At 65.7% G+C, this 21,769-nt stretch carries 24 protein-coding genes and 2 tRNA genes; 10 read left to right on the top strand and 16 right to left on the bottom strand.

What is annotated here, in order from left to right; genetic code table 11:
• Positions 1-39 precede the first annotated feature (39 nt).
• From AMR74_RS04475 to lipA, 5 genes are all read right to left on the bottom strand, one after another.
• Positions 40-861 carry an ABC transporter ATP-binding protein gene (locus AMR74_RS04475; RefSeq protein ID WP_233561632.1) on the bottom strand — a complete coding sequence of 274 codons (822 nt, stop codon included), beginning with the start codon at positions 859-861 and terminating at the stop codon, positions 40-42.
• Positions 858-1,769, bottom strand: a complete 912-nt coding sequence (locus AMR74_RS04470; protein ID WP_053770838.1) for an ABC transporter ATP-binding protein — start codon at positions 1,767-1,769, stop codon at positions 858-860. The genes AMR74_RS04475 and AMR74_RS04470 overlap by 4 nt, the downstream gene beginning before the upstream one ends.
• A complete protein-coding gene (locus AMR74_RS04465) occupies positions 1,762-3,111 on the bottom strand; it encodes a branched-chain amino acid ABC transporter permease (protein ID WP_053770837.1) in 1,350 nt (449 codons plus the stop codon). Before AMR74_RS04465 ends, AMR74_RS04470 begins: the two co-directional genes overlap by 8 nt.
• Positions 3,108-4,229 carry a branched-chain amino acid ABC transporter permease gene (locus AMR74_RS04460; RefSeq protein WP_053770836.1) on the bottom strand — a complete coding sequence of 374 codons (1,122 nt, stop codon included), beginning with the start codon at positions 4,227-4,229 and terminating at the stop codon, positions 3,108-3,110. Before AMR74_RS04460 ends, AMR74_RS04465 begins: the two co-directional genes overlap by 4 nt.
• Positions 4,230-4,332: 103 nt before the next feature.
• Positions 4,333-5,271, bottom strand: coding sequence for a lipoyl synthase (gene lipA, locus AMR74_RS04455; protein WP_053770835.1), 939 nt, complete (start codon positions 5,269-5,271; stop codon positions 4,333-4,335).
• 595 nt (positions 5,272-5,866) lie between these two features.
• Between lipA and AMR74_RS18385 the strand changes: the two genes are divergently transcribed.
• Positions 5,867-6,301: a hypothetical protein gene (locus tag AMR74_RS18385; RefSeq protein WP_139042958.1), complete on the top strand. Its 435-nt coding sequence runs from the start codon at positions 5,867-5,869 to the stop codon at positions 6,299-6,301.
• Between the two features lie 193 nt (positions 6,302-6,494).
• Here AMR74_RS18385 and AMR74_RS04445 read toward each other — a convergent pair whose 3' ends face one another.
• The 5 genes from AMR74_RS04445 to AMR74_RS19000 form a co-directional block, all read right to left on the bottom strand.
• The gene (locus tag AMR74_RS04445) at positions 6,495-6,779 is read right to left on the bottom strand and encodes a type II toxin-antitoxin system RelE family toxin (protein ID WP_053770834.1); all 285 of its coding nucleotides are present in this window, start codon (positions 6,777-6,779) and stop codon (positions 6,495-6,497) included.
• The gene (locus AMR74_RS04440) at positions 6,772-7,053 is read right to left on the bottom strand and encodes a ribbon-helix-helix domain-containing protein (RefSeq protein ID WP_053770833.1); all 282 of its coding nucleotides are present in this window, start codon (positions 7,051-7,053) and stop codon (positions 6,772-6,774) included. Before AMR74_RS04440 ends, AMR74_RS04445 begins: the two co-directional genes overlap by 8 nt.
• A 357-nt stretch (positions 7,054-7,410) precedes the next feature.
• Positions 7,411-7,482: transfer RNA gene (locus AMR74_RS04435), tRNA-Thr, on the bottom strand.
• Between the two features lie 163 nt (positions 7,483-7,645).
• On the bottom strand, positions 7,646-8,611 hold the full coding sequence (locus AMR74_RS18380) for a hypothetical protein (RefSeq protein WP_139042957.1): 966 nt from the start codon (positions 8,609-8,611) through the stop codon (positions 7,646-7,648).
• On the bottom strand, positions 8,612-9,094 hold the full coding sequence (locus tag AMR74_RS19000; RefSeq protein ID WP_167551890.1) for a hypothetical protein: 483 nt from the start codon (positions 9,092-9,094) through the stop codon (positions 8,612-8,614).
• Positions 9,095-9,392: 298 nt separating this feature from the next.
• Here AMR74_RS19000 and AMR74_RS17065 point away from each other — a divergent pair, with 298 nt between their 5' ends.
• Entirely contained in the window at positions 9,393-10,277 is an 885-nt protein-coding gene (locus AMR74_RS17065; RefSeq protein WP_077152244.1) for an IS1595 family transposase, read from the top strand.
• On the opposite strand, the gene AMR74_RS18995 is transcribed toward AMR74_RS17065, so the two are convergent.
• The 3 genes from AMR74_RS18995 to AMR74_RS04415 form a co-directional block, all read right to left on the bottom strand.
• Positions 10,170-10,481 (bottom strand): hypothetical protein, encoded by a 312-nt coding sequence (locus tag AMR74_RS18995; RefSeq protein WP_167551879.1) that lies wholly within the window; start codon positions 10,479-10,481, stop codon positions 10,170-10,172. The genes AMR74_RS17065 and AMR74_RS18995 overlap by 108 nt on opposite strands.
• 85 nt (positions 10,482-10,566) lie before the next feature.
• Positions 10,567-11,760 (bottom strand): tyrosine-type recombinase/integrase, encoded by a 1,194-nt coding sequence (locus tag AMR74_RS04420; RefSeq protein WP_053770830.1) that lies wholly within the window; start codon positions 11,758-11,760, stop codon positions 10,567-10,569.
• 360 nt (positions 11,761-12,120) lie between these two features.
• The gene (locus tag AMR74_RS04415) at positions 12,121-12,786 is read right to left on the bottom strand and encodes a DUF7114 family protein (RefSeq protein ID WP_053770829.1); all 666 of its coding nucleotides are present in this window, start codon (positions 12,784-12,786) and stop codon (positions 12,121-12,123) included.
• Positions 12,787-12,845: 59 nt separating this feature from the next.
• On the opposite strand from AMR74_RS04415, the gene AMR74_RS04410 reads away from it, so the two are divergent.
• The 3 genes from AMR74_RS04410 to AMR74_RS04400 all read left to right on the top strand — a co-directional run bounded on the left by AMR74_RS04410 (position 12,846) and on the right by AMR74_RS04400 (position 15,034).
• Positions 12,846-13,553 (top strand): enoyl-CoA hydratase/isomerase family protein, encoded by a 708-nt coding sequence (locus AMR74_RS04410; RefSeq protein WP_053770828.1) that lies wholly within the window; start codon positions 12,846-12,848, stop codon positions 13,551-13,553.
• A gap of 89 nt (positions 13,554-13,642) precedes the next feature.
• Positions 13,643-13,713 (top strand) — tRNA-Gly (locus AMR74_RS04405).
• Positions 13,714-13,867: 154 nt separating this feature from the next.
• Positions 13,868-15,034, top strand: a complete 1,167-nt coding sequence (locus tag AMR74_RS04400) for an inorganic phosphate transporter (protein ID WP_053770827.1) — start codon at positions 13,868-13,870, stop codon at positions 15,032-15,034.
• A gap of 27 nt (positions 15,035-15,061) precedes the next feature.
• Here the strand turns inward: AMR74_RS04400 and AMR74_RS04395 are convergent, their stop codons facing one another.
• Positions 15,062-15,727 carry an undecaprenyl diphosphate synthase family protein gene (locus AMR74_RS04395; RefSeq protein WP_053770826.1) on the bottom strand — a complete coding sequence of 222 codons (666 nt, stop codon included), beginning with the start codon at positions 15,725-15,727 and terminating at the stop codon, positions 15,062-15,064.
• Positions 15,728-15,806: 79 nt separating this feature from the next.
• On the opposite strand from AMR74_RS04395, the gene AMR74_RS04390 reads away from it, so the two are divergent.
• The 5 genes from AMR74_RS04390 to AMR74_RS04370 all read left to right on the top strand — a co-directional run bounded on the left by AMR74_RS04390 (position 15,807) and on the right by AMR74_RS04370 (position 20,352).
• Entirely contained in the window at positions 15,807-16,367 is a 561-nt protein-coding gene (locus AMR74_RS04390) for a hypothetical protein (RefSeq protein ID WP_053770825.1), read from the top strand.
• Positions 16,368-16,428: 61 nt separating this feature from the next.
• Complete coding sequence (locus AMR74_RS04385) at positions 16,429-16,899, top strand: DUF5812 family protein (protein WP_053770824.1); 471 nt, start codon at positions 16,429-16,431, stop codon at positions 16,897-16,899.
• A 200-nt stretch (positions 16,900-17,099) separates the two neighbouring features.
• Entirely contained in the window at positions 17,100-17,984 is an 885-nt protein-coding gene (gene secF / locus AMR74_RS04380; protein ID WP_053770823.1) for a protein translocase subunit SecF, read from the top strand.
• A complete protein-coding gene (locus tag AMR74_RS04375) occupies positions 17,984-19,588 on the top strand; it encodes a preprotein translocase subunit SecD (protein WP_053770822.1) in 1,605 nt (534 codons plus the stop codon). Before secF ends, AMR74_RS04375 begins: the two co-directional genes overlap by 1 nt.
• A gap of 62 nt (positions 19,589-19,650) precedes the next feature.
• Positions 19,651-20,352: a TMEM165/GDT1 family protein gene (locus AMR74_RS04370; protein WP_053770821.1), complete on the top strand. Its 702-nt coding sequence runs from the start codon at positions 19,651-19,653 to the stop codon at positions 20,350-20,352.
• Positions 20,353-20,629: 277 nt separating this feature from the next.
• Here the strand turns inward: AMR74_RS04370 and rnhB are convergent, their stop codons facing one another.
• On the bottom strand, positions 20,630-21,340 hold the full coding sequence (gene rnhB / locus AMR74_RS04365; protein WP_053770820.1) for a ribonuclease HII: 711 nt from the start codon (positions 21,338-21,340) through the stop codon (positions 20,630-20,632).
• A 50-nt stretch (positions 21,341-21,390) separates the two neighbouring features.
• Positions 21,391-21,762, bottom strand: coding sequence for a 30S ribosomal protein S8e (locus tag AMR74_RS04360; protein WP_053770819.1), 372 nt, complete (start codon positions 21,760-21,762; stop codon positions 21,391-21,393).
• Positions 21,763-21,769 lie beyond the last annotated feature (7 nt).

The raw sequence follows: 21,769 nt of genomic DNA, 5'->3' as shown, positions 1-21,769 counted from the left end.
CGTCCCGCGCGAGCCGCGCGAGCGGCGGACGACCGCGGTTCACCCGCCGAGGAAGTCGCGCCGCACGTCCTCGTCGGCGAGCAGGACGTCGCCGCGGTCGGTGTAGCGGTTCGCGCCGTTCACCAGCACGTAGCCGCGGTCGCAGCGGCGCAGCGCCTCCTTCGCGTTCTGCTCGACCATCAGCACGGCCGTCCCGCTCTCGTTGATCCGGTCGATCCGGTCGAACATGTCGGCGACGAGGTCGGGGGCGAGCCCCGCAGAGGGCTCGTCGAGCAGCAGCAGGTCCGGGTCGAGCATGAGCGCCCGGCCCATCGCGACCATCTGCCGCTGGCCGCCGGAGAGCGTCCCCGCCTTCTGCTCGCTGCGCTCCCGGAGGATCGGGAACCGGTCGTATATCGTCTCGATCTGGTCTTCGGGCACCTCGTCGAGGATGTACGCCCCCATCTCGAGGTTCTCCCGGACGCTGAGCCCGGGGAACACGTTGTCCGTCTGCGGGACGAAGCCGATCCCCTCGCGGATGATCTGCTCGGGCGCGAGCCCCTGAATCTGCGACCCCTCGAACTCGACGGTGCCGCCCATGTGCGTCGTGAGCCCGAAGACGGTCTTCATCACCGTCGACTTGCCGGCCCCGTTGGGGCCGACGATGGTGACGTACTCCTCGTCGGCGACGTCTAAGACCACGTCCGAGAGGATCTGGAGGTCGCCGTAGCCCGCGTCGAGGTCCCGGATCCGGAGGATCGCGTCGCCGTCGATCGCGTGTGTCGCTCCGGCGTCGGCGCCGGCCGCGACCGCCTCGGCGTCGACGTCGACCGCGTCGGCGGCGTCGGCCGCCGCCTCGCCCGCCGCGCCGTCGGCGGTCATAGGTCCTCCCCCAGGTACGCCTCGATGACCCGCTCGTCGTTCCGTATCTCGTCGCCGGTCCCCTCGGCGAGCACGCTGCCCTGATGCATGACGATGACGCGTTCGCAGTTGTTCATGATGACGTCCATGTCGTGTTCGACGAGCAGGAAGGTGTAGCCGTCCGCGCGCAGGTCGTGGACCCGGTCCAAGAGCTTCTCTTGGAGGGTCGGGTTGACCCCGGCGAGCGGCTCGTCGAGCAGCACCATCTCGGGGTCGGTCATCAGCGCGCGGGCCATCTCCAGCAGCTTCCGCTGGCCGCCGGAGAGGTTCCCCGCGTGCTCGTGCGCGAGGTGGTCGATCTCGAAGAACTCCAGCGTCTCCCAGGCCCGCTCGCGGATGTCGACCTCCTCACCGATCACCGCGCCGCGGAGCCCGGGCGTCACGGCCCGGATCGCGGACTCGCCGACCTGGCCCTGCGGCGCGAGCATGAGGTTCTCCAAGACGGTCATCTCGGAGAGCTCCCGGGCGATCTGGAAGGTCCGAACCAGGCCCTTCCGCGCGATCTCGTGTGGCCTGAGCCCGGTGATGTCCTCGCCCTCGAAGGTCACCGATCCCGCGGTCGGCTCGTGGACGCCGGTGATGCAGTTGAACGTGGTCGACTTGCCGGCGCCGTTCGGTCCGATGAGGCCGGTCAGCGACCCGGCCTCGACCTCGAAGGAGGCGCCGTCGACGGCGGTGACGCCGCCGAACCGCTTGACGAGCCCCTCCACGCGGAGCGGGGGCGCCCCGGACGGGACGTGCTTCGCGGCCTCCTCGACCGCGCTGTCGTTCGCCTCGGGCTCGTCCTCTGGGGCGTCCGCCGCGTCGACCGCGTCGGCGACCCCGGTCGCGTCTGCGACGTCGGCCGCGTCGGGCGCGTCGCTACTCATCGGTCTCACCCCCGCCGGGCCGCTCCGAGAGGTCGACGGCCGCGGCCGTCTCGATCCGGTCGCCGAGGATCCCCTCCGGGCGCCGGTGGATGATGAACACCAAGACCAGCCCGAGGAAGACGAACTGGAGCGGTGCGATGTTGTCGGTCGCGTACGCGAGGAACGTCACCGGGTCGAGCGAGACGAGCGCGTCGGCGAACGACGGCGGCGTCTCCGCGTCGATGAGCCCGCGGACGACCCCGCCGACGCGGCGCGGCCCCTCGAACAGGACCGCGGCGAAGACGATGCCGCCGAGGACCGAGCCGGTGTTCGACCCCGACCCGCCGATGATCACCGCGATGAACACGTAGAACGTGAGCAGGGGGCGGAACTGCGGGGTCGGCGAGACGTTGCCCTGGCTGCCGAACCAGAGGATGCCCGCGAGCCCCATCAGCGCGCAGCCGATGACGAACACCTTGATCTTCACGAGGTTCACGTCCTTGCCGAGCGAGTCGGCGACGAGTTCGTCCTCCCGGATCGCCTTCATCGTCCGGCCGAACGGCGAGCGGCCGAGGCGTTCCACCAGGAGGTAGAACCCGATCAGGAAGGCGGCGAGGACGGCGATGTACCCCCACCCGATGAGGATCGGGTTGGAGATCCCGAGGCCGTCTGCGCCGAAGACGCCGAAGACGAACTCGCCGAACGCGGTCGGCGTCCCCGCCTGCCCGTCGACGAGGAACAGCTCTCGGACCGGATTGTCCGGCATGCCCATCCCGCGACCGCCGCCCGTTCCGGCGCCGACCGTGTCGCGCAGGAAGTTGTCGAAGGCGCTCGACTGGAGCGACAGGCGGACGATCTCCGAGAGCCCGAGCGTGACGATGGCGAGGTAGTCGGCCTTGAGCCGCAGCGCGGGCAGGGCGGCGACGGCGCCGAGCACGGCCGCCATCGCGACGCCCGCGGCGATCCCCACCGGGAGCGGCAGGCCGAGTCCGGGCGGGCCGAACGCGGGGTCCGGCGAGCGGACGACCATCCCCATCGTGTAGACGCCGACGGCCATGAAGCCGGCGACGCCGATGTTGAAGAGGCCGGTGTACCCCCACTGGAGGTTCAGGGCGAGCGCGGTGAGCGCGTAGACGAGACCGAGGAACGTCAGCGTCTCCATGAGCCCGACGACGCTGTTGAGCCCGTCGGTGAACGTCAGCAGCGTCGCGGCCGCGTAGATCGCGAGCAGCGTCCCGACGACGAGGCCGAGGTCGCTCTCTCGGGCGGCCTTGACCAGCGCCGCCGTCGCGCTCTCGGGCGCCTCGGGCGCGCTCCCGGAGGATACGGACCCGGAGTCGCCGGGGGCGTCGGCGTCGCTCATGTTGTCGTCACCCCGCCGAAGAGCCCCTCGGGGCGCAACAGCAGCATGAGGATCATCACGCCGAAGGCCGCGGCCTGGTTGAAGTCGGACGGGATCCAGATCGTCGACGTGGTGAACACGACCCCGATGACGAGGCCGCCGGCGATGGCGCCGTAGACGGAGCCGATCCCGCCTAAGATCACGGCCGCGAAGATCAACAGGAGCAGGAGCCAGCCGAAGTCGAACTGGATCGTCCCGCGGAGCAGGACGTAGAGGTAGCCGGACGCGCCCGCGAGCCCGCCGCCGATGACCCACGTCGCGGTGACGACGCGTTCGGCCGGGATGCCGGTGATGAGCGCGAGGTCCTTGTTGTCGGCCATCGCCCGCATCGCGGTCCCGAGCTTCGTGTGCTGGAGCATGGCGTGCATCGCGAGCATCAGCCCCACCGCGGCGACGAGGATGGTGAGCTCGTGCGCGTTCACCGACAGTCCGAGCGGATCGAACGCGAGGTTCGACTGCTCGACGCTGGCGGTGACACCGCGCCGGTCGGAGCCGTAGCCGAACTGGAGCAGGTACCGGACGATGAGCGCCGCGCCGATGGAGGCGATGAGCAGCGCGATCCCGTCGCGGTCGCGCATCGGCTTGTAGAACCCCCGGTCGAGCGCCACCGCGAGCAGCGCGGTGACGACAAACGCCGCCACCAGCCCGACGAGGATGGCGGCGGGCGTCGTGAGGATGTGCGCGCCGATGTCCCCCGGCGAGGCGCTCCCCGCGTCGCGGACGGTCAGGAGCGCGCGGACCGGCACGTCGCCGAACCCCGCGATCAGGAACGCCACGCCCCACCCGGAGAACGCGCCGACGCTGACGAGGTCCCCGTGCGAGAAGTTCGCGAACGAGAGGATGCTGTACGTCATCGAGAGCCCGATTCCCGCGAGCCCGATCACGAGGCCGATGACGACGCCGTTCCAGAGGTTCGAGCCGAGCCGGTCGACCGAGATCGACCCACCGACCGGGCCGAGGCCGACCCCCGCGAGCTTCGCCGCGAGGTCGACGAGGAGCAGGCCGCCGAGGAGGGTGACGAGGAGAAGCCCCGGCCGGGCCCGCGCCGAGTCGACGATCGACGAGTCAGTTGTTCCCATGTGTACGTCTCACTGTCACAGGGTGAGACACCGAGCGGTAAATAACTCGCTGTTCGGACAAGAATCCTCGAAACCGCCTGACAGCTCTGACGGGGCCGGAGCGTCAGTCGCCGCCCGCCGCCCGCGCGTGGCGCCGCGCGGCCTCCGGCGACCGCCCCTCGCGCAGCAGCGCCTCGACGAACAGCTCGCCCGCCTTGTACGACGACCGGACCATGGCGCCCGACGCGCAGTAGAGGAAGTCGAACTCCTCCTCGGCGACCCGGCGCCACGTCTCGAAGACGTCCGGGTGAACGTACTCGAACACGTCGAGGTGCGAGCGCGAGGGCTGGAGGTACTGGCCGAAGGTGACCACGTCGACGCCGACCTCGCGGAGGTCACCGAGCGTCCGGTACACCTCGTGGTCGTACTCGCCGACGCCGAGCATGAGGCTCGTCTTCGTGTGGATGTCGGACTCGCGGTCGACCTGATCGAGGACCGAGAGGGACTGCTCGTAGTTCGCGCGCCGGTCCCGGACCGGCCACTGGAGCCGCTCGACCGTCTCGACGTTGTGCGCGATCACGTCCGGCTCCGCGTCGATGATCCGCCGGATCGCCTCCGGGTCGCCCTGGAAGTCCGGGATGAGTGTCTCGACCAGCACCTCCGGGTCGCGACGCTTAATCGCCCGGATCGTCTCGGCGAACTGCGCCGACCCGCCGTCCGCGAGGTCGTCACGGTCGACGGAGGTCAAGACGACGTAGTCGAGCCCGATCTCGGCGACCGCGTCCGCGACGTTCGCGGGCTCGTCGGGGTCGAGCGGCTCCATCCCGCCCGTCTCGACGTCACAGAAGTTACACCCGCGCGAGCAGCGGTCGCCGAGCAGCATGAACGTCGCCGTGCCGGGGCCGTCCTGCCCCGACCAGCACTCGCCCATGTTCGGGCAGTTCGCCTCCTCGCAGACCGTGTGGAGGTCGTGGTCGCGGAGGGTGGACTTGATCTCGGTGAACCGACTCCCGGACGGCGGGCGCGACTTCAGCCAGTCCGGCTTTCGGCGGCCGCGTTGCATGGTCGACCCTTGGCGTCCGAGCGCAAAAGGGTGCGGGTCGGCGGGGGTCGCATACCGGGTTTCGGAAGTCGCGGCGGGTCACTGGCGGCAGTGCGGTGCGGCCACTACCGGGAGAACGCGGCCGACGGGAAGAAGAGGCTAGGCCGAGAGTTGAACTCGGGGTCTCGTCCTTCCCAAGGACGCGCTTTACCGAGGAGTCCTTCGGCCCTGAAAGCGGCTACCGTTGCCGTAACACTCCACTTTGCGTGCTTCTTATCACTCTATTAACAACTCTACTTATGAATGAATTGGGTATTCGGCCCCGTGTGCCGTCTGTGGACACCAGAAAACGACAAACGTGTTCGGATGAGCGCTGTCCTACTCGACACATCATAATTGTGAGAGGTGCTGTGCGGTTCATACGTGTGGCCCCACTTCATCGGGGGGAGTATCCCCATTCGTTTCAGAAATGCCGTGGTGAATTAGCTGGAAAGGAGAGGGTGCGTATTGAACCTGGTCATAGAGTACCTGCTCGTTTTGGATACTATCTATATGTCTAGTTTCCCACGAGATTCTCAGTGAAAAATCATATACAACCAGAGAATCACCGCGGTGTATGGACTCACGGTTAGAATCGCTTCTTCTCGGGAAGTCGTTGAACCTATCGCTTCGGTATCTCGGCTACTCGGTCATCCTCATGGCCTTGTTCTTCGGTCAACTCTATCTTGTTGGAAATTCCGGTATGGGAAACTCATTTGATTTGCTTATGAGCCCGCTTGGAGTCACGGTATCTGCGATTATTCTGGCAGGGGTACATACACACCGAAACGACGGAATACTCGTGAGTATCGCCGTCGCCGTCATCATCATGAGCGGCTCTACCCTGTATACTGTCATCTCGCTTAATCACCCCCAACCTCACTATGGGATTTTAACCGGCGTGGGGTCAGCAATTTTGTATGGCGTCCCAATAGGGATTGTATCATCTACTGTTGCGTTTGCTTTACGGCGATTTTTCCCTACCCAATCGGCTGTAGCAGAGACAAAATAGAAATATAACGACTCCTCCACCCAGTAAACTCTGGGAACCGTTCCGGAGGTCTCCTGTACTGACCGAAGCGACTCACCACATCGAGGTACAGAGGGAACAGCCCCTTCGATGATGTGGCTCACGACCGACGACAACCGGGCCAAATCCGGTGAAACCTCTACCGTATCTCGCCGCATCGAGGGTGTGTCATAACTTAGTCATCGTCGGCGGTGTACGCCCCGCCACGACGCTTGACACGTGCGACGACGAGTCGCCCGTCGTCCTGCCGGAAACTTACGGAGAGCCGGAACTCCCCGACGCGTATTTTCTTGTACGGGCTGTTCTGGAGCGGCTCACCGTAGTCCGGCGGGTCGCGCCACGGCGAGGAGACGATCTCATCGAGCTTGTCGAGTATCCGGTCTTGGTCGGCGGGGGACAGTCCGTCGAGGTCGTCTTCGGCCGTCGAGGAGAGTTCCCACGTCCACCCGTCGTCACTCATCGCTCGTGCCGAACCGCTCGCGGGCTGCCTCGGCGCTCGTCGTTCGTCCCTCGCGGACGTCCTCTTCGGCTTCGAGCAGGGCGACGAGTTCGTCGCGGTCGAACGTCGGGAACTCGACGGCGTCCCGAAGCGTGTACCGGATGAACTCGCTCCGACTGTTGAACCCGCGTCCCTGCCACGTATCGTCTATCTGTTCGAGGAACGACTCGGTGAGTTTGAAGTTCACCGTGGCGATGTCGTCTCCACCGTCGTCGTCTGTGGCCGCTTCAGACATATAGACGTAATACGCTGGTCTTACCAATAGTCGTTTCGGCGGAGCCTCACTCACCGCGTAACCGACGTGGATAGCCGCATCGAGGGGGTGTTCTATCACATTGCTGACTAAGCTTCAGTCATTCCTCTGTGAGCGTCGATTAGCGAAATCCGGGGTGTCACTTGAGGGGACGCGCTCCCGGTCGATTTCGGGGCAATCCTGCCGCTGTCTGTGACTTAGTTTGTGTGCCCTGACATTTTAGCGAATCGCATGACGGCGAGGGATGCCCTGTTTAGCGAGAGACGCGAATCTTGAACGGGTTTCGTTCAGACGAGCGTAGTCAGAAAAGTGTGCGTACAAGGAGTGGACGGCAGAAAGAGCCTAGGCCGAGATTTGAACTCGGGGTCTCGTCCTTACCAAGGACGCGCTTTACCGCTAAGCTACCCAGGCACTCAGGGTGCGTACACCCCGCTTTTCCGCCTTCTGCACTCGATTCTATTACACAGCCGTATAAGAATGTGATGAAAGCCACCGGGCGTGCCGTACCGTGACGTGCCCAAATCGTAACTCGGTGAGCAAGCCCCCTCGATGAGGCATAGCACAAGACGAGAAGCTACAGAATCAACCTCTCTTCGGAAGCATAGCAATAGACACTCCGAACTAACAACGTAGCAGTAAGCGCAGAGTCAAGTGCCACTTCTGGTGAGGTATCCCATCGTTCAAGAACCTCAGTATCATCTCCGTGTGCGCCACCTTTATTTCTAATCTCGGCTAACGCGAAGACTCTACGCTTGTGAATGCGCTTTACCAAATCATCTCCTTGTAGATGGTTGACGACAGGGACTATGCCAGAGGCACTTCCATAGTCTCGGTCGTCGCTACCGTACTTATCCCCAACATTTCTAAGAAAGTCCTCAAACGCCCTCCCCGTGGCACTAATTGAATCTCGCGGACTTTGTGTGTGCTTCAAATAGCCGTTTGATAAGTCCGTTTTTGTGTCTTCATCCAAGAAAGACATCAGTTCTTCTCCTAATATCTCATCCAGATATATCCTCACCTCCAGCTCCGAATCAAGAGACTCTCGAAGTTGCTCGATTGAGTGGGTAGAGTCCGTTGGTATCTCCCGAACCTCAATAGAAACGTCTCCTTCTTCGGTCAATATTCCCGCATACTGACCTAATCGCTCAAAATAGGTCTGCATATACTCTTGTCCACTTGCTAAGTCCTCATATGCGGCGTAGACCATCTTCGAGGCTTGCTCAGATGAATAGCCGCGATTCAGATAAGTCGCATAATCTATGAATGGCTGATGCCTCAATAGTGCTTTCTCGATAACGGCGTTTCTGTCACCGGGTGGCAATTGTTGTATCAGGTCGCTGTATTCAATATCAACGGTATAACCACCATCTACAACAACAATCTCCAACTCTTGTAGCACCTTGACTGATTCCCGTACCTTGCGTTCGGATTCATCAGCGAATTGGGCTACGGTCTTCTCATCAGCCCGCTCCTCCAACTCTGAAAGTGCGAACAATATCTCCGTTATGTCCTCTGGTGGGACTACGTATGCGGGAAACATTCACTCTGAGTCTTTATTCTTGAGCGAGTCTATCAAAGCAATAACTTCCTCACTCTCCCAATCCTCCGATGAGACCTCGATATTGACCGTAACATCGAAGCCCGATTCTACACTCTCCTCGATGGTTTGGGACACCTCGACATTCTCATCCTGAGAATCTGTGGAAGGGGAAGGCGTAGTCGTATCAGGAGATTCCAAATCTTCATCTTCTCCTTCACTATTGTCTTCTTCTTCTTCGTCATCCTCCTCAATGGGAAGTTCTTCCTGAGCAGGTTCTTCGTCTTCTTCTGCCTCTTTCGGCTCTTCCGAGGCTGAATCAGAGAGAAATTCAGAATATTCTTCGTTCACAACCAGACGAGTCGGGTAGCCACTCTGTCCTCGCTTATATTCTCCAACCCCACATTCATCCAAGACTTGCAAGAACGTACCTGCGGCAGACTCAAGTGTTCTATCACTCACTCCAAAGTCGAAATTAATGCCCATCTCGCTTTGAACGACTTCTCTCTCAAGATACTGTTCTCCATCGTCACTCGTCAGACTTCCCCCAACAATATCGAGGAGTGCGTTGTAGAAATCATATTTCTTAACCAGACTTCTGAACAGTTCTTTTTCTTCCTCATCAGAAAGCCTTCCATAACCAATTCGCTTGCCTTCTGTCGTCGGTTTGTAGCCGTTTTCTGTTTTCTCAAATCGCTCTTCTGTAGGAGATTGTTGATACTGGCGAGCTGTCGCTGTCGTGTCGAAGAGGACAAGGACACCGCGTCAGCGGTGTCCGACACGGATGATTCCGCTAGATGCGTTTGGGTCGGAATCGGTCGCAGCGGACCTGTTACAGCAGGTTCGCTGGCGTGACGGCGTTTCCTGTCCTCGCTGCCGTTCTGACCGAACGGTCAGAAACGGCAGCTACGGGCACTTTCAGCGGTATCTCTGTAAGGATTGCGACCGCACGTTCAACGATAAGACCGGCACAATCTTCGCTCACTCGAAGATCGCACTCCGCAGATGGTTGTTCTCGATCTACGCGTTTTTGCGGTTTAACACCAGTCTCAGGCAACTACAGTGCGAAATCGATGTCACCTACAAAACGATCCACAGGCGTGTCGAGCGCTTCACCGAAGCGCTCGACGCGCCGTCACTCGATCTCCGTGGCCCGGTTGAAATTGACGAGTTCTACGTCTCTGCCGGCTTGAAAGGCCGCGAGCGCGACCGCTGGTCGCGCTCTCGCGGCCTCTCACGACGTGGACGCGGAACGTATGACCAAGACAAACCACCCGTGTTCGTCCTCGTGGATCGCGGCACCGAGCAACGGTACGTTGTGCCGGCGAAATCCGCAGACGAATCGACGATCCGGCTCCTGCTGGCTGACCGCCAGCAGGAGCCTCTCACTGTCTATACCGACGGATTTCGTGCGTACGATCCGCTTATTGAAGACGAGAAATTCGACCGCGAATACGTCGTTCACGGAGACGGTGAGTACGCCGACGAGGAGGTCCACGTGAACACCTGCGAGAGCCACGCGTCGCTGGCGCGACGGTGGCTCTCGCCGCATCGAGGCATCTCAAAAGATCGCCTCACACAGTATCTCCGAGCGTTCCAACTTAGACGAGAACTCTACCGCAAACCCGGACGAAAAGCGCTCAAACACGCCGTCAAAGCCACTCTCTGAAATCAACAATGTGCTACAGAAGAGCGTCTCAAATAGTCCAAGTCGAACAGCGGCTTCCAGAGTTCTACTGAAGGTGCTACCCTGTAGGTCTTCAACACCTTCTTCTAATTCGTCCTTATCCGTCTCTGAAACATCACGCAACTCCTCACAGAGTAGTTTGATATTATCAATTGTCGCATCGTATGGAGGTTTTTCGTAGCTCATACTATGGGGTTGACTCACCCCCACTACAATAAAATTCGGCAGAAGAGTAATAACTGTAAAACGACAGGTAGACTGATTTGTAGTGCTACCAGATTTGCTCCACCGCTGACGACCGCGTTTCCGAGTCCGAGTGGAGATACTTCATCGTCGTCGTCACGCTCTTGTGGCGAAGTTGCTCCTTCGCGTGGTGTGGCCCGACGTGGTTCGCCCAATGAGTCGCCACGCCGTGCCGGATGGAGTACCACGTCACGTCCTTGTTCTTTGGAATCGAGACGTTCCCCTCCTCGATGAGTCGGCGCAGGAGGTAGTTGCACGACTTCGAGCTGTATCGCGTGCCTTTCTTCGTGAGCCACAGCTCGTCTCGGTCTTGGTACTTCTCGTAAGTCGCCCGCTCATCGAGCCAGCGACTCAAGACGTTGACCGTCCGGTTCTTGAGGGTACAGTTCCAGTACGCCTCGTTCTTCGTGGATTCCTCTTTTGGAATGTTCAGCTCGTGGGATTCCAGATTAACCCAATCCACCGACGCCCGCCCCACCTCGATGGGTCGAAGTCCGGTGTCGAGCGTGACCGCGATGAGCGACGGGACTTTCCACGAGTTGGCCTCTTTGAACTCCTCGGGGCCGATTTTCTCCTTCGGAACGCCCTCAAGCCGAGCGAGGTAGGTCTTGATTCGGTCGCGTTCTTCGGGAGTTACTGAGTGGTAGCTCTTGACCGACCCGTATTCGAGCGCGGCGCTGTATAGCTGTTTGAACGCCCCTCGATGTAAGTAATCACGCTCCTCGCCGTTCGCTTGGCTGAGGTCGAGGTCGGGTTCCCACTCCCAATCCGTCCCGTGCGTGTGGTTGTGGTACTTGAAATACCGCTTGATGACCTTGAGGTGGTGGAGGACGCTGGAATCAATCATCGAGTCGGACATATTCAGGAGGCGGATGAATCGGTCTGCCTCCGCCGGGGTGAGTTCCGTCGTGTACCGCTCCTCGTAGTCCCACAGCCAGCGGAAGACCGTTTCCAGCTTGTAGTGGGTGGACTTCAGCGTGGTATCGGCCAGTCCCTCGCCCTTCTCAGGGTTCTTCCCGTAGGTGGCGAGCCACGTCAGTACCTCCTCTTTGAAGTCACGGTAGTCCTCCGCGACGTTGACGCCGAACTTCTCCAAGTCCTCCTTCGTCCGTTTGCTCACGAGAGGGAACGGGAACTCGATGGGTTCGGGCGCTGGAAGGATAGCCTCCTCCTCACCAACATCCGAGGGAAGGTTGTCGAGGGGGTCGCCTTGGTAGGTCATTCAAGCCCCCCACCGAAGGATACACACTCCCCTTCGGGTACATTCCGGGTGGTTACACTCTGTTCCTGAGTTACACTCAGAATCGCAATACTGCGGCCTGTTCGTCGCTTAGCGTTTTCGACCATTTGCTCACACCTTATTTCACTTTTAGAGAAGACGCAAAGTGGAGTGTGAAGGCCTGAGTCCCCCGAAATGGAACCGCGCGTCCCTAATATCGGCGAAGTCCTTACCAAGGACGCGCTTTACCGCTAAGCTACCCAGGCACGCAATCAGTTGTTGACCGGATTCGACTTTATGGGTTTCGATCCGGCGACGCGGCGTCGGGGGATCCCGCGCCGTCTCGGAGGGTCGCCGCGCGGATCACCGGTCGGTCGCGCTGACGGCCCGCTCCGAGATGTCGGCGATGCGGTTCGCGGTCGCCTCCGGCAGCGCGCGGCCCGCGGGCGGGAACTCGCCGTCGCAGTCGGCCGCGAGGTCGCGGGCGTATTCGAGCAACTCCGCGGGCGGGTCGCCGCCGACGGCGGTGGTGCCCGCGACGACGGCGAGCTCCATCGCGTCCACCTCCAGGTTGCGGTCGAGTTCGGCCGCCGTTTCGGCGTCCGTGCCCTCGCGGTCGCGGAGCGTCTGGTCGCGGCCGAACGCGCGCACCACGTCGACGGCTGGCCGGGCGGCGTCGGTACACGCCAGAAGCGAGAAGCCGCGGGAGACGAGCACGTCGGCGGCGAGGATGTCCATGTCCGCGTCGATGTCGGCGGCGGCGGTCGCCGCCGTCACCCACGGCTCGTCGTGAGCGACCGTCCGGGTGAGGCGCAACCCCTCGTAGATGAGCTGCACGCCCGCGGCGCGGTCGGCCACGTCCCCGAGGTCGACGGCCGGTTCCAGCGCGCGGGCGGTGACCAGCGCCAGCACGCCGGGGGTCACCGCCGCGTCGCCGATTCGGGCGTCGAGGGCCTCGCGGAGCTGTTCGGGTTCGACGTCCGCGAGCGCCTCGCGCGCGGCGTCACGCGCTCGCGCGGCATCGTCCATTGTCGTTTCGTAGACGAGCGAAGGGCAAAGACCTTTGGAAACGAACGGGATTCCGTCTCGTGATCCGAACCCGAACCGACGGCGACGTGCGCGTCGTCACGCTCGACCGCCCCGAGGCGCGCAACGCGCTTCGGCCCGCCGACCTGACCGTCCTGCGCGAGGCGTTCGAAGCGCCCGCGGACGGAGACGCCCCGCCCGTGACGTACCTCCGCGGCGCGGGCGACGCCTTCTGCGCGGGCGCCGACCTCGACGCTGTCGCCGCGCTCGACGACCCGGACGCGTTCGCGCGGCGGGGGCAGCGCGCGGTCGCCGCCGTCGAGGAGTCGCCGTCGATCGTCGTCTGCGGGGTGGACGGCCCGGCTCGGGGCGGCGGCGTCGAACTGGCCCTGGCGGCGGACGTCCGGGTCGCCACCCCGCGGGCAACGCTCGGCGAGCCCGGCGTCTCCCTCGGGCTGTTCGGCGCCTGGGGCGGCACGGTGAGGCTCCCGCGCGTCATGGGCGAGGGCGAGGCGCTCGACTTCGCGCTCTCGGGGCGAGTCCTCGACGCCGAGGCGGCCCTGCGGACCGGGCTCGTCTCCCGCGTCGTCGACGACCCCCGCTCGGTGGCCGACGAGATCGCGGCGGGCGAGGCCGACGCGCTCGCGGCGATCAAGCGTCGGATCCGCGACCGCCGCGAGGGCGAGGCGCAGGAACGGGCGGAGGCCGCGGCGTTCGCTGAACTTCACGACGCGCACGCGGAGGACATCGCCCGACGGCGCGACCGGTGATCGACCGGGCGGGCGCCGGCCGCGTCCGCCCGCCGTCCCGATGTGACAGACTTAAGTGAGTCTCCGTCTAACTACGAGATGCGAAGCACGCACCGGTAGTGTAGTGGTATCACGCAACCTTGCCATGGTTGCAACCCGAGTTCAAATCTCGGCCGGTGCATTTTGCGAACGAAGTGAGCAAAATCACCGAGAGATATCTGTGCGCGGGCAGCGCGCCTCCTCGACCGAATCGCGCGGGCGCCGTCGCCGATCGACGGGCCGGGCAGCGGCAGACCCCGTCCGTTTAACAGCGCGTGTGTGTTCTGTTCGGGTATATGGTTGAGCCGCTTCTTCTCGTCGGCGTCGCGGTCGCGGCGTTCGTCGGATACAACATCGGTGGGGCGACGACCGGACCGGCGTTCGGGCCGGCGGTCGGCGCGGACGTGATATCGAAGGCGGGCGCGGCGGCGCTGATGTCGCTGTTCTTCTTCGTCGGGGCGGGGACGCTGGGGCAGCGCGTGGTGACCACGCTGGGCGAGGACCTCGTCACCGGCGCGAACGTGTTCACGCTGGAGACGAGCATCATCGTGCTCTTCTTCATCGGCGGCGCGCTGTTCGTCGGCAACTTCGCCGGCGTCCCGGCGTCGACGTCGATGACGGCGGTCGGCGCCATCGCCGGACTCGGGATCGCGACGAACACCCTCGACTGGGCCGTGATGGGCGAGATCGCGATCTGGTGGCTCGTCGCGCCGATCATCGGGTTCTGGGTGTCGGGCGTCGTCGGCCGCTACTTCTACTCGGCGATCGACCGCTGGGTGGCGATCGAGAGCACCGAGGGCGCGCTGTTCGAACTCGACCGGTCGGGGCTGATACCGCGGCCGGTCCTCGGCCCGAACACGACGCGACGCGAGCTGACGGGGGGGGTCGTCGTCATCTCCATCGGCTGTCTGATGGCGTTCTCCTCCGGCACCTCGAACATCGCGAACGCCATCGCGCCGCTCGTCGCGCTCGACGGCGTGGAGATGACGCCGATGATCCTCCTCGGGAGCGCGGCGGTCGCGGTCGGCGCGTTCACCATCGCCCGGCGGACGCTGGACACGCTCGGTAACGACATCACCGACCTCCCGCTGACGGCCGCCATCGTCGTCGCGGTCGTCTCCTCGGGGATCGTGATCAGCCTCTCGGCGGTCGGCATCCCCGCCTCGTTCGTCATCATCGCGACGATGTCGATCGTCGGGCTCGGCTGGGGCCGCGCGACGCGCACGGTGACCGTGCGACAGGGAATAAGCGGCGAGAAGGAGCCGGCGGTCTCCGTCGGCGCGCTGGCGGCCGACGAGATGCCGGAGATCGGCGAGGGCGACGCGAGCGACGTGCCCTCCGCGTCCGACCTGTTCAACCCCGGGACGAGCGCGCGCGTCGTGCTGATGCAGAACGTCGTGCCGATCCTCTCGACGGTCGGCGCGCTGGTGACGTTCGCCGTGCTCTTCAGGCTCGTCTGGTAGGGCGGGGTCGGCGCCCCGCGGGGTCGGTCACCTGCCGAAACGGCGCTGGCGGTCCTGGAAGTCCAGCACCGCGCGAAGGTACTCGCGCCGGCGGAAGTCGCGCCAGTTCACGTCGGTGAAGTAGAGCTCCGCGTACACCGACTGCCAGATGGCGAAATCGGAGAGGCGCTCGGCGCCGGTCTTGATCACGAGGTCCGGCTCCTCGGGGAACAGCAGCCGCTCGGCGATGTCCGTCTCGTCGATCGCCTCGGGGCTCACCTCGCCGTCGGCGACGTCGCCGGCCAGTTCGCGGACCGCGCCGGCGAACTCCGCCTTCCCGCCGAGCCCGACCAGGATCCTCACCGGCGCGTCGATGGATTCCGGCGCCGCGTCCGCGCCCCGGTCCGTCGCCGCGCCCGAACTGCCGCCGTCGAACTCGTCGGCCTGTGGCCCGCGGACCACGGTCTGCTCCGGCGCGTCGAGCCGACGTAACTCCCGGACGAGCGTCGGGGCGACCGCGCGGTCGAGAACGGAGACCGAGACGGTGACGCGCTCCGCGCCGTACTCGAACGCCCAACGGATCGCCGACGACAGCGTGTCGAAGGCACCGTCGGCGAGGAGGTCCCGCTCGGTGAGCACGAGGGCGACGTGCGCCGGCGGCTCGGCGTCGTGGAGGCGGTGGCGCGTCGCGAGGTACGCGTCGTAGAGACCCACGTCAGGTCGATCCGGCCGCGCGTATAAATGGCTTCCCGCCGACGAGGGGTTTAATTCGCCGACGCGCATACCACGGGTGATGGCAGACAGCTACCGCGGGGTGTTCGGCGCGATCCCCTACGCGTTCCGCGCGACCGAGTCGTGGACGATGCGCGCGTACGCCGCGCTCGGCGCGCTGGCGGCCGGGTTCGTCGCGCTCGTCGTCACCCTCGCCTTGGTCGTCTGGATGGGCGAGACCGCCTCGGCGCAGGGGGGGACGTTCCTCTTCTCGCGGTCGCTGTACGTGGTCGCCGGCCTCGCGGCCGTCGGGCCGCTGCTCGCGCCGATCCTGTTCGTCGCCCGGCGCCACCGCCGCGGCGACCGCGTCGCGGCGACGTACGACCGGTGGATGGGCGTCGCCGGCTTCCTCTTCCTGCTCTCTCTGTACCTCGGGATGATCGTCTCGGCGCCCGAGGGGCTCCGGGACCCGAGCGACTCCGTGATCGTCAACGCGCTGTACGACCTCCCGCAGCTCGCCGGGTTCGTCCCGCCGGTCGCGGCCGGGCTCGCCGTCTTCGCGACGCACTTCCGGCTCCGCGGCGGCGCCGACGACGGGTCCCCCGACCGCGCCGAGTCGACCGGGGGCGGCGGCTCGGCGTGAGCCGCCCCCCGCCGGCCGCGGCTCGAAAGCCCGAAGGCGCCGGACCGACTACCCGGACGCAATGACCGACGAGAAGGAGAGCACGTTCCTCGTCACGCACGTCGAGAGCGACTCGGCCGTGCTGAAGGACGTCCACGACGGACAGGTCCACACGCTGAGTTCGAACCCCGGCCTCGACGTCGACGACGCCGTCGAGGCGACCGTCGCGCCGGACCCGCCGATGGAGGTGACCTATCAGGTGATCGAGGTCGCGGAGCGCCGGTCGCTGTCGATCGAGGAGAGCCCGGAGCCGCCGACCGTCCACGAGCGGGAGCTCGCCGCGGAGACCGCGACGGGGGAGCTCTCCCGCGAGGAGCGAGCGGGCGTCGGCGAGGTCCACGTGTTGACGCCGCCGGAATCGGAGACGGAGGCGGCGGTCGGGGACGTGATCGACGACCGCGAGGGGACGCTCTCGCGCGCGGCCCGGCTCGGCGTGAACCGCGTCGAAATCCGGTCGGAGCCCGGCGTCGTCGCCGTGCGGTACCTCCCGTAGGCCCCGCGAGCGCGCCGGTCGCTCAGTCGTCGTCGGACCCGACTGGCTCGTCGTCGGACCTGACTGACCGTTACCGCCGAGCGGGTAGGCCGTTCGAAGGCGCCGAGCGGCCGCGTTATCGAGGCCGTGGACGGTCGGACGAGAGGCCGCAGCCACCCAGATAAGAAGGCTTATTCGCGCCCGCAGAGGAAGCGGTATTTATGGTAGCGATCGAGGTGCCGGAAGTCGACTACACCGACTACTCGAACCGGCAGCTCGCGGCGGTGCCGCTCGCCTTTCTGGTCCTCGCGCTGGCGATCATCGGCGGCTGGGTCGTGGCCACCGGTGCGCCGGCGAACCTCGGACTGGAGTTCACCGGCGGCGTCGAGCTGCGAGTCGCGGACGAGGCGAACGGGGACGTCGAACAGCAGATCCGGACGGCCTTCGACCGCCAGCCCGACTCGGTCCGGACGATCCCTGGCGACGACGTGGTCGTCGTCACGTTCCAGGCGGCCGAGGACGACCCGGAGGGGCTCGCGGACGACCTCCAGGACCAGGCGGAGGCGGCTGGCCTGACGACGACCGCGGTCGACCAGGTGTCGCCGAGCTTCGCGAGCGACACCGCGCGGACCGCGCTGTTCGGCGTGGCGCTCGCGTTCCTCGGGATGAGCGTGCTGGTGTTCGCGCTGTTCCGGACGTTCGTTCCCTCGCTGGCGGTCGTCGCGTCCGCGTTCTCGGACCTCGTGATACCGATCGCGGCGATGAACCTCCTCGGCATCCAGATGACGCTCGGAACGATCGCGGCGCTGCTTATGATCATCGGGTACAGCGTTGACTCGGACATCCTGTTGAACGACTCCGTGCTGCGCCGGACCGGCGAGTTCTACGAGTCGGTCAGCCGCGCGATGCGGACCGGGGTGACGATGACGCTCACCTCCATCGCCGCGATGGTCGTGATGGCCGTCGTCGCCTCGGTGTTCGGGGTCGGGCTCCTCCGTGACATCGGGATCATCCTCTCGGTGGGGCTCTGCGCCGATCTGATGAACACGTACCTGCTGAACGTCTCGCTGCTTCGCTGGTACAAGTTCGAGGGGGTGGCCCGGTAATGCTCGAACCGATCAAGGAGAACTGGCGGATCCTGCTGCTCGTCCTCGTCGTGGTCGGGTCGACGGTGACGCTGTTCGGCCCCGGGTTCGGGCCGGAGCCGGCGCCCGGCGAGAACGCGAGCGAGGCCCGCCAGGGGATCACGAACCTCCAGTACGGGCTCGACCTGGCCGGCGGGACGCGCGTCCGCGCGCCGCTGTCGGGATACACCGCGACGGACGTTGCGTTCGGGGGTGACACACCGGGGACGGTCGCCGAGGCGGTGGCGGCCGAGCTCGACAACGCGTCGGTCCGGAACGTCGGCGTCGTCCCCGAGGAGGGCGCGGTGGAGGTCACGGAGCCGTCCGTGACCGAGTCCCAGTTCCGCGCGGCGATGGACGCGAGCGGGTACGAGTACGGCGACATCCGCGAGGGCGTCACCCAGGAGACCCGCGACGAGACGATGGAGGTCATTCAGGGGAAGATCAACGAGGCGGGCCTCTCGGGCGGGAGCGTCCAGCAGGTCCAGTCGATCACCGGCGAGTACTTCATCCTCGTCGAGGTGCCCGGACAGGGGCGCCAGGAGGTGATCGACCTCCTCGAAGAGCGCGGGACCGTGCGGATCGACATCGCGTATCCCGACGGCAACGGGACCGCCGTGCAGGAGGGCGCGCTGATCCAAGACGACTTCGAGGAGATCGGGACCGCGGCACAGAGCGACCGCGGCACGGGTGCGTACGTGCCGGTCACCGTCCGGAACACCGCCGAGAACGGCCAGTCGCCCGCGCACAGCTTCCAGGACGCCGTCGCGCAGCGGGGGTTCCAGGACGCGTACCAGACCCAGGCGGACCGGTGCGGGTACAACCCCGAGACCGGCGGCATCGAGGTGGTGAACGGGGACCGGAACCCGTGTCTCCTGCTCGTCGTCGACGGGGAGGTCGTCAACTCCTTCGGGATGGATCCCGGGCTCGCCGACAGCATGGCGGCCGGCTCGTGGGCCGACACCGGGAACTTCCGCCTCACGACCGGCGAGTTCGCGGAGGCGCAGACCATCTCGCTGAACCTCCGCGCCGGCGCGCTCCCGGCCGACCTCGACATCAGCGGCGAAGGGACCTCCTCGTCTATCTCGGCCTCGCAGGGAGAGAACTTCCGGACGTACTCGCTTATCATCGGCGTCCTCTCGGTGTTCGCCGTCTCCGGAATGGTGTTCCTCCGCTACCGCGAGCCCCGCGTCGCCCTCCCGATGATCGTCACCGCGCTGACGGAGGTGTACGCGCTCCTCGGCTTCGCGGCGCTGCTCGGCTACCCGCTCGAACTCGCGGTGATCGCCGGCTTCATCGCGGTGGTCGGGACCGGGGTCGACGACCTCGTCATCATCGCCGACCAAGTGATGAGCGAGGGCGACGTGAGCTCCCGGACGGTGTTCAACTCACGGTTCCGCCAAGCGTTTTGGGTCATCGGCGCGGCCGCGGCGACGACGATCATCGCGATGTCGCCGCTGATGGTGCTGTCGCTCGGCGACCTCTCCGGGTTCGCCATCTTCACCGTCCTCGGCGTCCTCGTCGGCGTCCTGATCACCCGCCCAGCGTACGGCGACATCCTGCGCCGCCTGCTGACGGTCAGGTGAGCCGAGCCGATGTCGTCCGGGATTACACGCCGACCCGCGGGCCGGCGGGAGGCGAGTGACGCATGACCGGCTACGCCGAGATCGTCGTCATCGCCCTCGTGGCACAGCTCGCGGTGCTACCCGGCGAGAAGGTCCAACTCATGATCGCCGGGCTCGCGACGAAGTACGACCCGAAGGTCGTCGTCGCCGCCGCGAGCTCGGCGTTCGCCGGCTGGACCGCGGTCGAGATCGCGTTCGGCCGGGCGCTCCAGTCGGCGCTCCCGCCGGTCGCGCTCGACGCCGTGACCGCGACGCTGTTCTTCGTCTTCGCGGTGGCCCTGTACCGCTCCGCGCCGGCGCGCGGCGCGTCCCCCGCGGCCGAGCGCGACGGTGACGGGGGCGACCCGTTCGAGGAGCTCTCGCTCCCCGGACCGCTCGACAGGTACTCCGGGTCCTTCGGCGGCTTCCTGCCTATCTTCGCGCTCACCGCGACGGGCGAGTTCGGCGACAAGACCCAGCTGGTGACCATCGGGCTGAGCGTCCAGTACGGCGCGACCTCCGCCATCTGGGTCGGCGAGATGCTCGCGATCGTCCCGGTGAGCCTCGCGAACGCGTACTTCTTCCACACGTTCGCGGGGCGGATCGACATGCGGCTCGCGCACCTGGGCTCCGCGCTGCTGTTCGCCTTCTTCGGCGCGGACACCGTGTTGGCGATCGCGACCGGCTTCTCGGTGTGGGAGACGTTCGTCGGCGCGGTCGGCGGTTTCGCGGCCGGACTGTTCTGAAGCCCGCGCCTCCGCGTGCGCGATGCGGAATCGGCGTCCGGCGACCGGGACGGGCGCATCGCTGAGCTGATCAAATACTCGCGGCGCCCCGCGGCAGCAATGAAGCTCACACGCGGTCCGTTCGCGCTCGCCGTGGCGCTGCTGGTCCTCGTCGCCGCCACCGGCGGCGCGGTCGCGAACGACGACATCGTCATCAGCGGCGAGAGCGGCCAGCCGATCGAGCGGACCAAGTGGGCAGTCATCAACGCGTTCAAGCGCTTCTTCCCTGACGCAGCGGTCAGAACTCGTCGAGCGCCGACTGCTCGGCGGCGGCGAGCGCGTCCTCGCAGGTCGCCCACGACGCTCGCGCGCAGTCCGGTAGCGTCCCGTTGTCGCCGACGTACGCCGCGAGGAACGCCCTAGTGGCCGGGTCGCTCGGGTAACCGCTACCGAGGTCGTCGTAGTCCGGATACGCGGCGTCGATCTCGGCCATCGCGGCGTCTCTCTCCACCTTCGCGACGACGCTCGCCGCGCCGACGACGGGGTCGTCCTCGTCGGCGCCGTGGGCGGCCGTCACGTCGACCGGTGGGACGCGGTCGGCCCCCGCGGCGGCGTCCGCCTCGCCGCCCTCGGCGACGAAGCGCGCGAGCCGCTCCGCGAACCGCTCCTCGCTGGTGTCGCCCGCGTCGGCGACGGCGCGGACCGGTTCGGCGACGCCCGCCGGGAGACCGGCGAGCGCGGCCCGGACCGCGCGCGCCTGTCCGCGGACGGTGAGCGTGTTCATGTCGGTGTCCGCCCGGTCGATCTCGGCGGGCTCGACGCGGGCGACGCCGACGGCGACGGCCGGGTCGTCTCGGAGGGCCGCGGCCAGCTCCTCCCGCCGAGCCGGCGCGACGCGCTTCGAGTCGTCCACGTCGGCCGGCAGGCTCGCGGGGTCGGCGATCACCGCCGCGGCCACCATCGGGCCCAGTGCGGGCCCCTTGCCGGCCTCGTCGACGCCGAGGTACACGCGTGGTTAGTGGGCGTGCGGGGGGAAATACCTTCAGAAAGGGCGCGGGCTCAGTCGAGCAGGACCGCGCTGACCTGGCCGGTCTGTCCCGGACGGGAGGTGACGCGGGCGCGGCCGGCGGACGTCTCGATGATGGCGCCCTTGGTGACGATGTTCCGGCGGGCGTAGTTGACGTTCGCGGGGTTGTCGACGACGTTCTCGATCTCGGCCTCGCTGACCTCGCCGTCGGCGGCGACCTGCGCGACGTTCGTCGAGAGCGCGCGGACCTTCGTGTCCGTGCCGCGGGAGTCGATGTACTGGAGTCGCGTCTCGCCGACCGTGGTCTCGGCGGGCTCGCGGCCGAGCTGGTGGCGCTTCTTGTTCGAGGCGTGCTTGAGTCGGCCGCCGGTCCGCTTGCGCGCGGAGCGTCCCTGGTCTTTCATACGGGTA

This window comes from Halorubrum tropicale (genome assembly GCF_001280455.1).
GTDB lineage: Archaea > Halobacteriota > Halobacteria > Halobacteriales > Haloferacaceae > Halorubrum > Halorubrum tropicale.
The sequence above is the reverse complement of the archived record's forward strand: the minus strand, read 5'-3'. Positions and strand labels throughout refer to the sequence as shown.

Excerpts from the sequence above, each read along its gene's own strand:
- AMR74_RS04475 (WP_233561632.1), bottom strand. The coding sequence starts at position 861 with ATGACCGCCGACGGCGCGGCGGGCGAGGCGGCGGCCGACGCCGCCGAC.
- AMR74_RS04470 (WP_053770838.1), bottom strand. The coding sequence starts at position 1,769 with ATGAGTAGCGACGCGCCCGACGCGGCCGACGTCGCAGACGCGACCGGG.
- AMR74_RS04465 (WP_053770837.1), bottom strand. The coding sequence starts at position 3,111 with ATGAGCGACGCCGACGCCCCCGGCGACTCCGGGTCCGTATCCTCCGGG.
- AMR74_RS04460 (WP_053770836.1), bottom strand. The coding sequence starts at position 4,229 with ATGGGAACAACTGACTCGTCGATCGTCGACTCGGCGCGGGCCCGGCCG.
- lipA (WP_053770835.1), bottom strand. The coding sequence starts at position 5,271 with ATGCAACGCGGCCGCCGAAAGCCGGACTGGCTGAAGTCGCGCCCGCCG.
- AMR74_RS18385 (WP_139042958.1), top strand. The coding sequence starts at position 5,867 with ATGGACTCACGGTTAGAATCGCTTCTTCTCGGGAAGTCGTTGAACCTA.
- AMR74_RS04445 (WP_053770834.1), bottom strand. The coding sequence starts at position 6,779 with ATGAGTGACGACGGGTGGACGTGGGAACTCTCCTCGACGGCCGAAGAC.
- AMR74_RS04440 (WP_053770833.1), bottom strand. The coding sequence starts at position 7,053 with ATGTCTGAAGCGGCCACAGACGACGACGGTGGAGACGACATCGCCACG.
- AMR74_RS18380 (WP_139042957.1), bottom strand. The coding sequence starts at position 8,611 with ATGTTTCCCGCATACGTAGTCCCACCAGAGGACATAACGGAGATATTG.
- AMR74_RS19000 (WP_167551890.1), bottom strand. The coding sequence starts at position 9,094 with ATGGGCATTAATTTCGACTTTGGAGTGAGTGATAGAACACTTGAGTCT.
- AMR74_RS17065 (WP_077152244.1), top strand. The coding sequence starts at position 9,393 with ATGATTCCGCTAGATGCGTTTGGGTCGGAATCGGTCGCAGCGGACCTG.
- AMR74_RS18995 (WP_167551879.1), bottom strand. The coding sequence starts at position 10,481 with ATGAGCTACGAAAAACCTCCATACGATGCGACAATTGATAATATCAAA.
- AMR74_RS04420 (WP_053770830.1), bottom strand. The coding sequence starts at position 11,760 with ATGACCTACCAAGGCGACCCCCTCGACAACCTTCCCTCGGATGTTGGT.
- AMR74_RS04415 (WP_053770829.1), bottom strand. The coding sequence starts at position 12,786 with ATGGACGATGCCGCGCGAGCGCGTGACGCCGCGCGCGAGGCGCTCGCG.
- AMR74_RS04400 (WP_053770827.1), top strand. The coding sequence starts at position 13,868 with ATGGTTGAGCCGCTTCTTCTCGTCGGCGTCGCGGTCGCGGCGTTCGTC.
- AMR74_RS04390 (WP_053770825.1), top strand. The coding sequence starts at position 15,807 with ATGGCAGACAGCTACCGCGGGGTGTTCGGCGCGATCCCCTACGCGTTC.
- AMR74_RS04385 (WP_053770824.1), top strand. The coding sequence starts at position 16,429 with ATGACCGACGAGAAGGAGAGCACGTTCCTCGTCACGCACGTCGAGAGC.
- secF (WP_053770823.1), top strand. The coding sequence starts at position 17,100 with ATGGTAGCGATCGAGGTGCCGGAAGTCGACTACACCGACTACTCGAAC.
- AMR74_RS04375 (WP_053770822.1), top strand. The coding sequence starts at position 17,984 with ATGCTCGAACCGATCAAGGAGAACTGGCGGATCCTGCTGCTCGTCCTC.
- AMR74_RS04370 (WP_053770821.1), top strand. The coding sequence starts at position 19,651 with ATGACCGGCTACGCCGAGATCGTCGTCATCGCCCTCGTGGCACAGCTC.
- AMR74_RS04360 (WP_053770819.1), bottom strand. The coding sequence starts at position 21,762 with ATGAAAGACCAGGGACGCTCCGCGCGCAAGCGGACCGGCGGCCGACTC.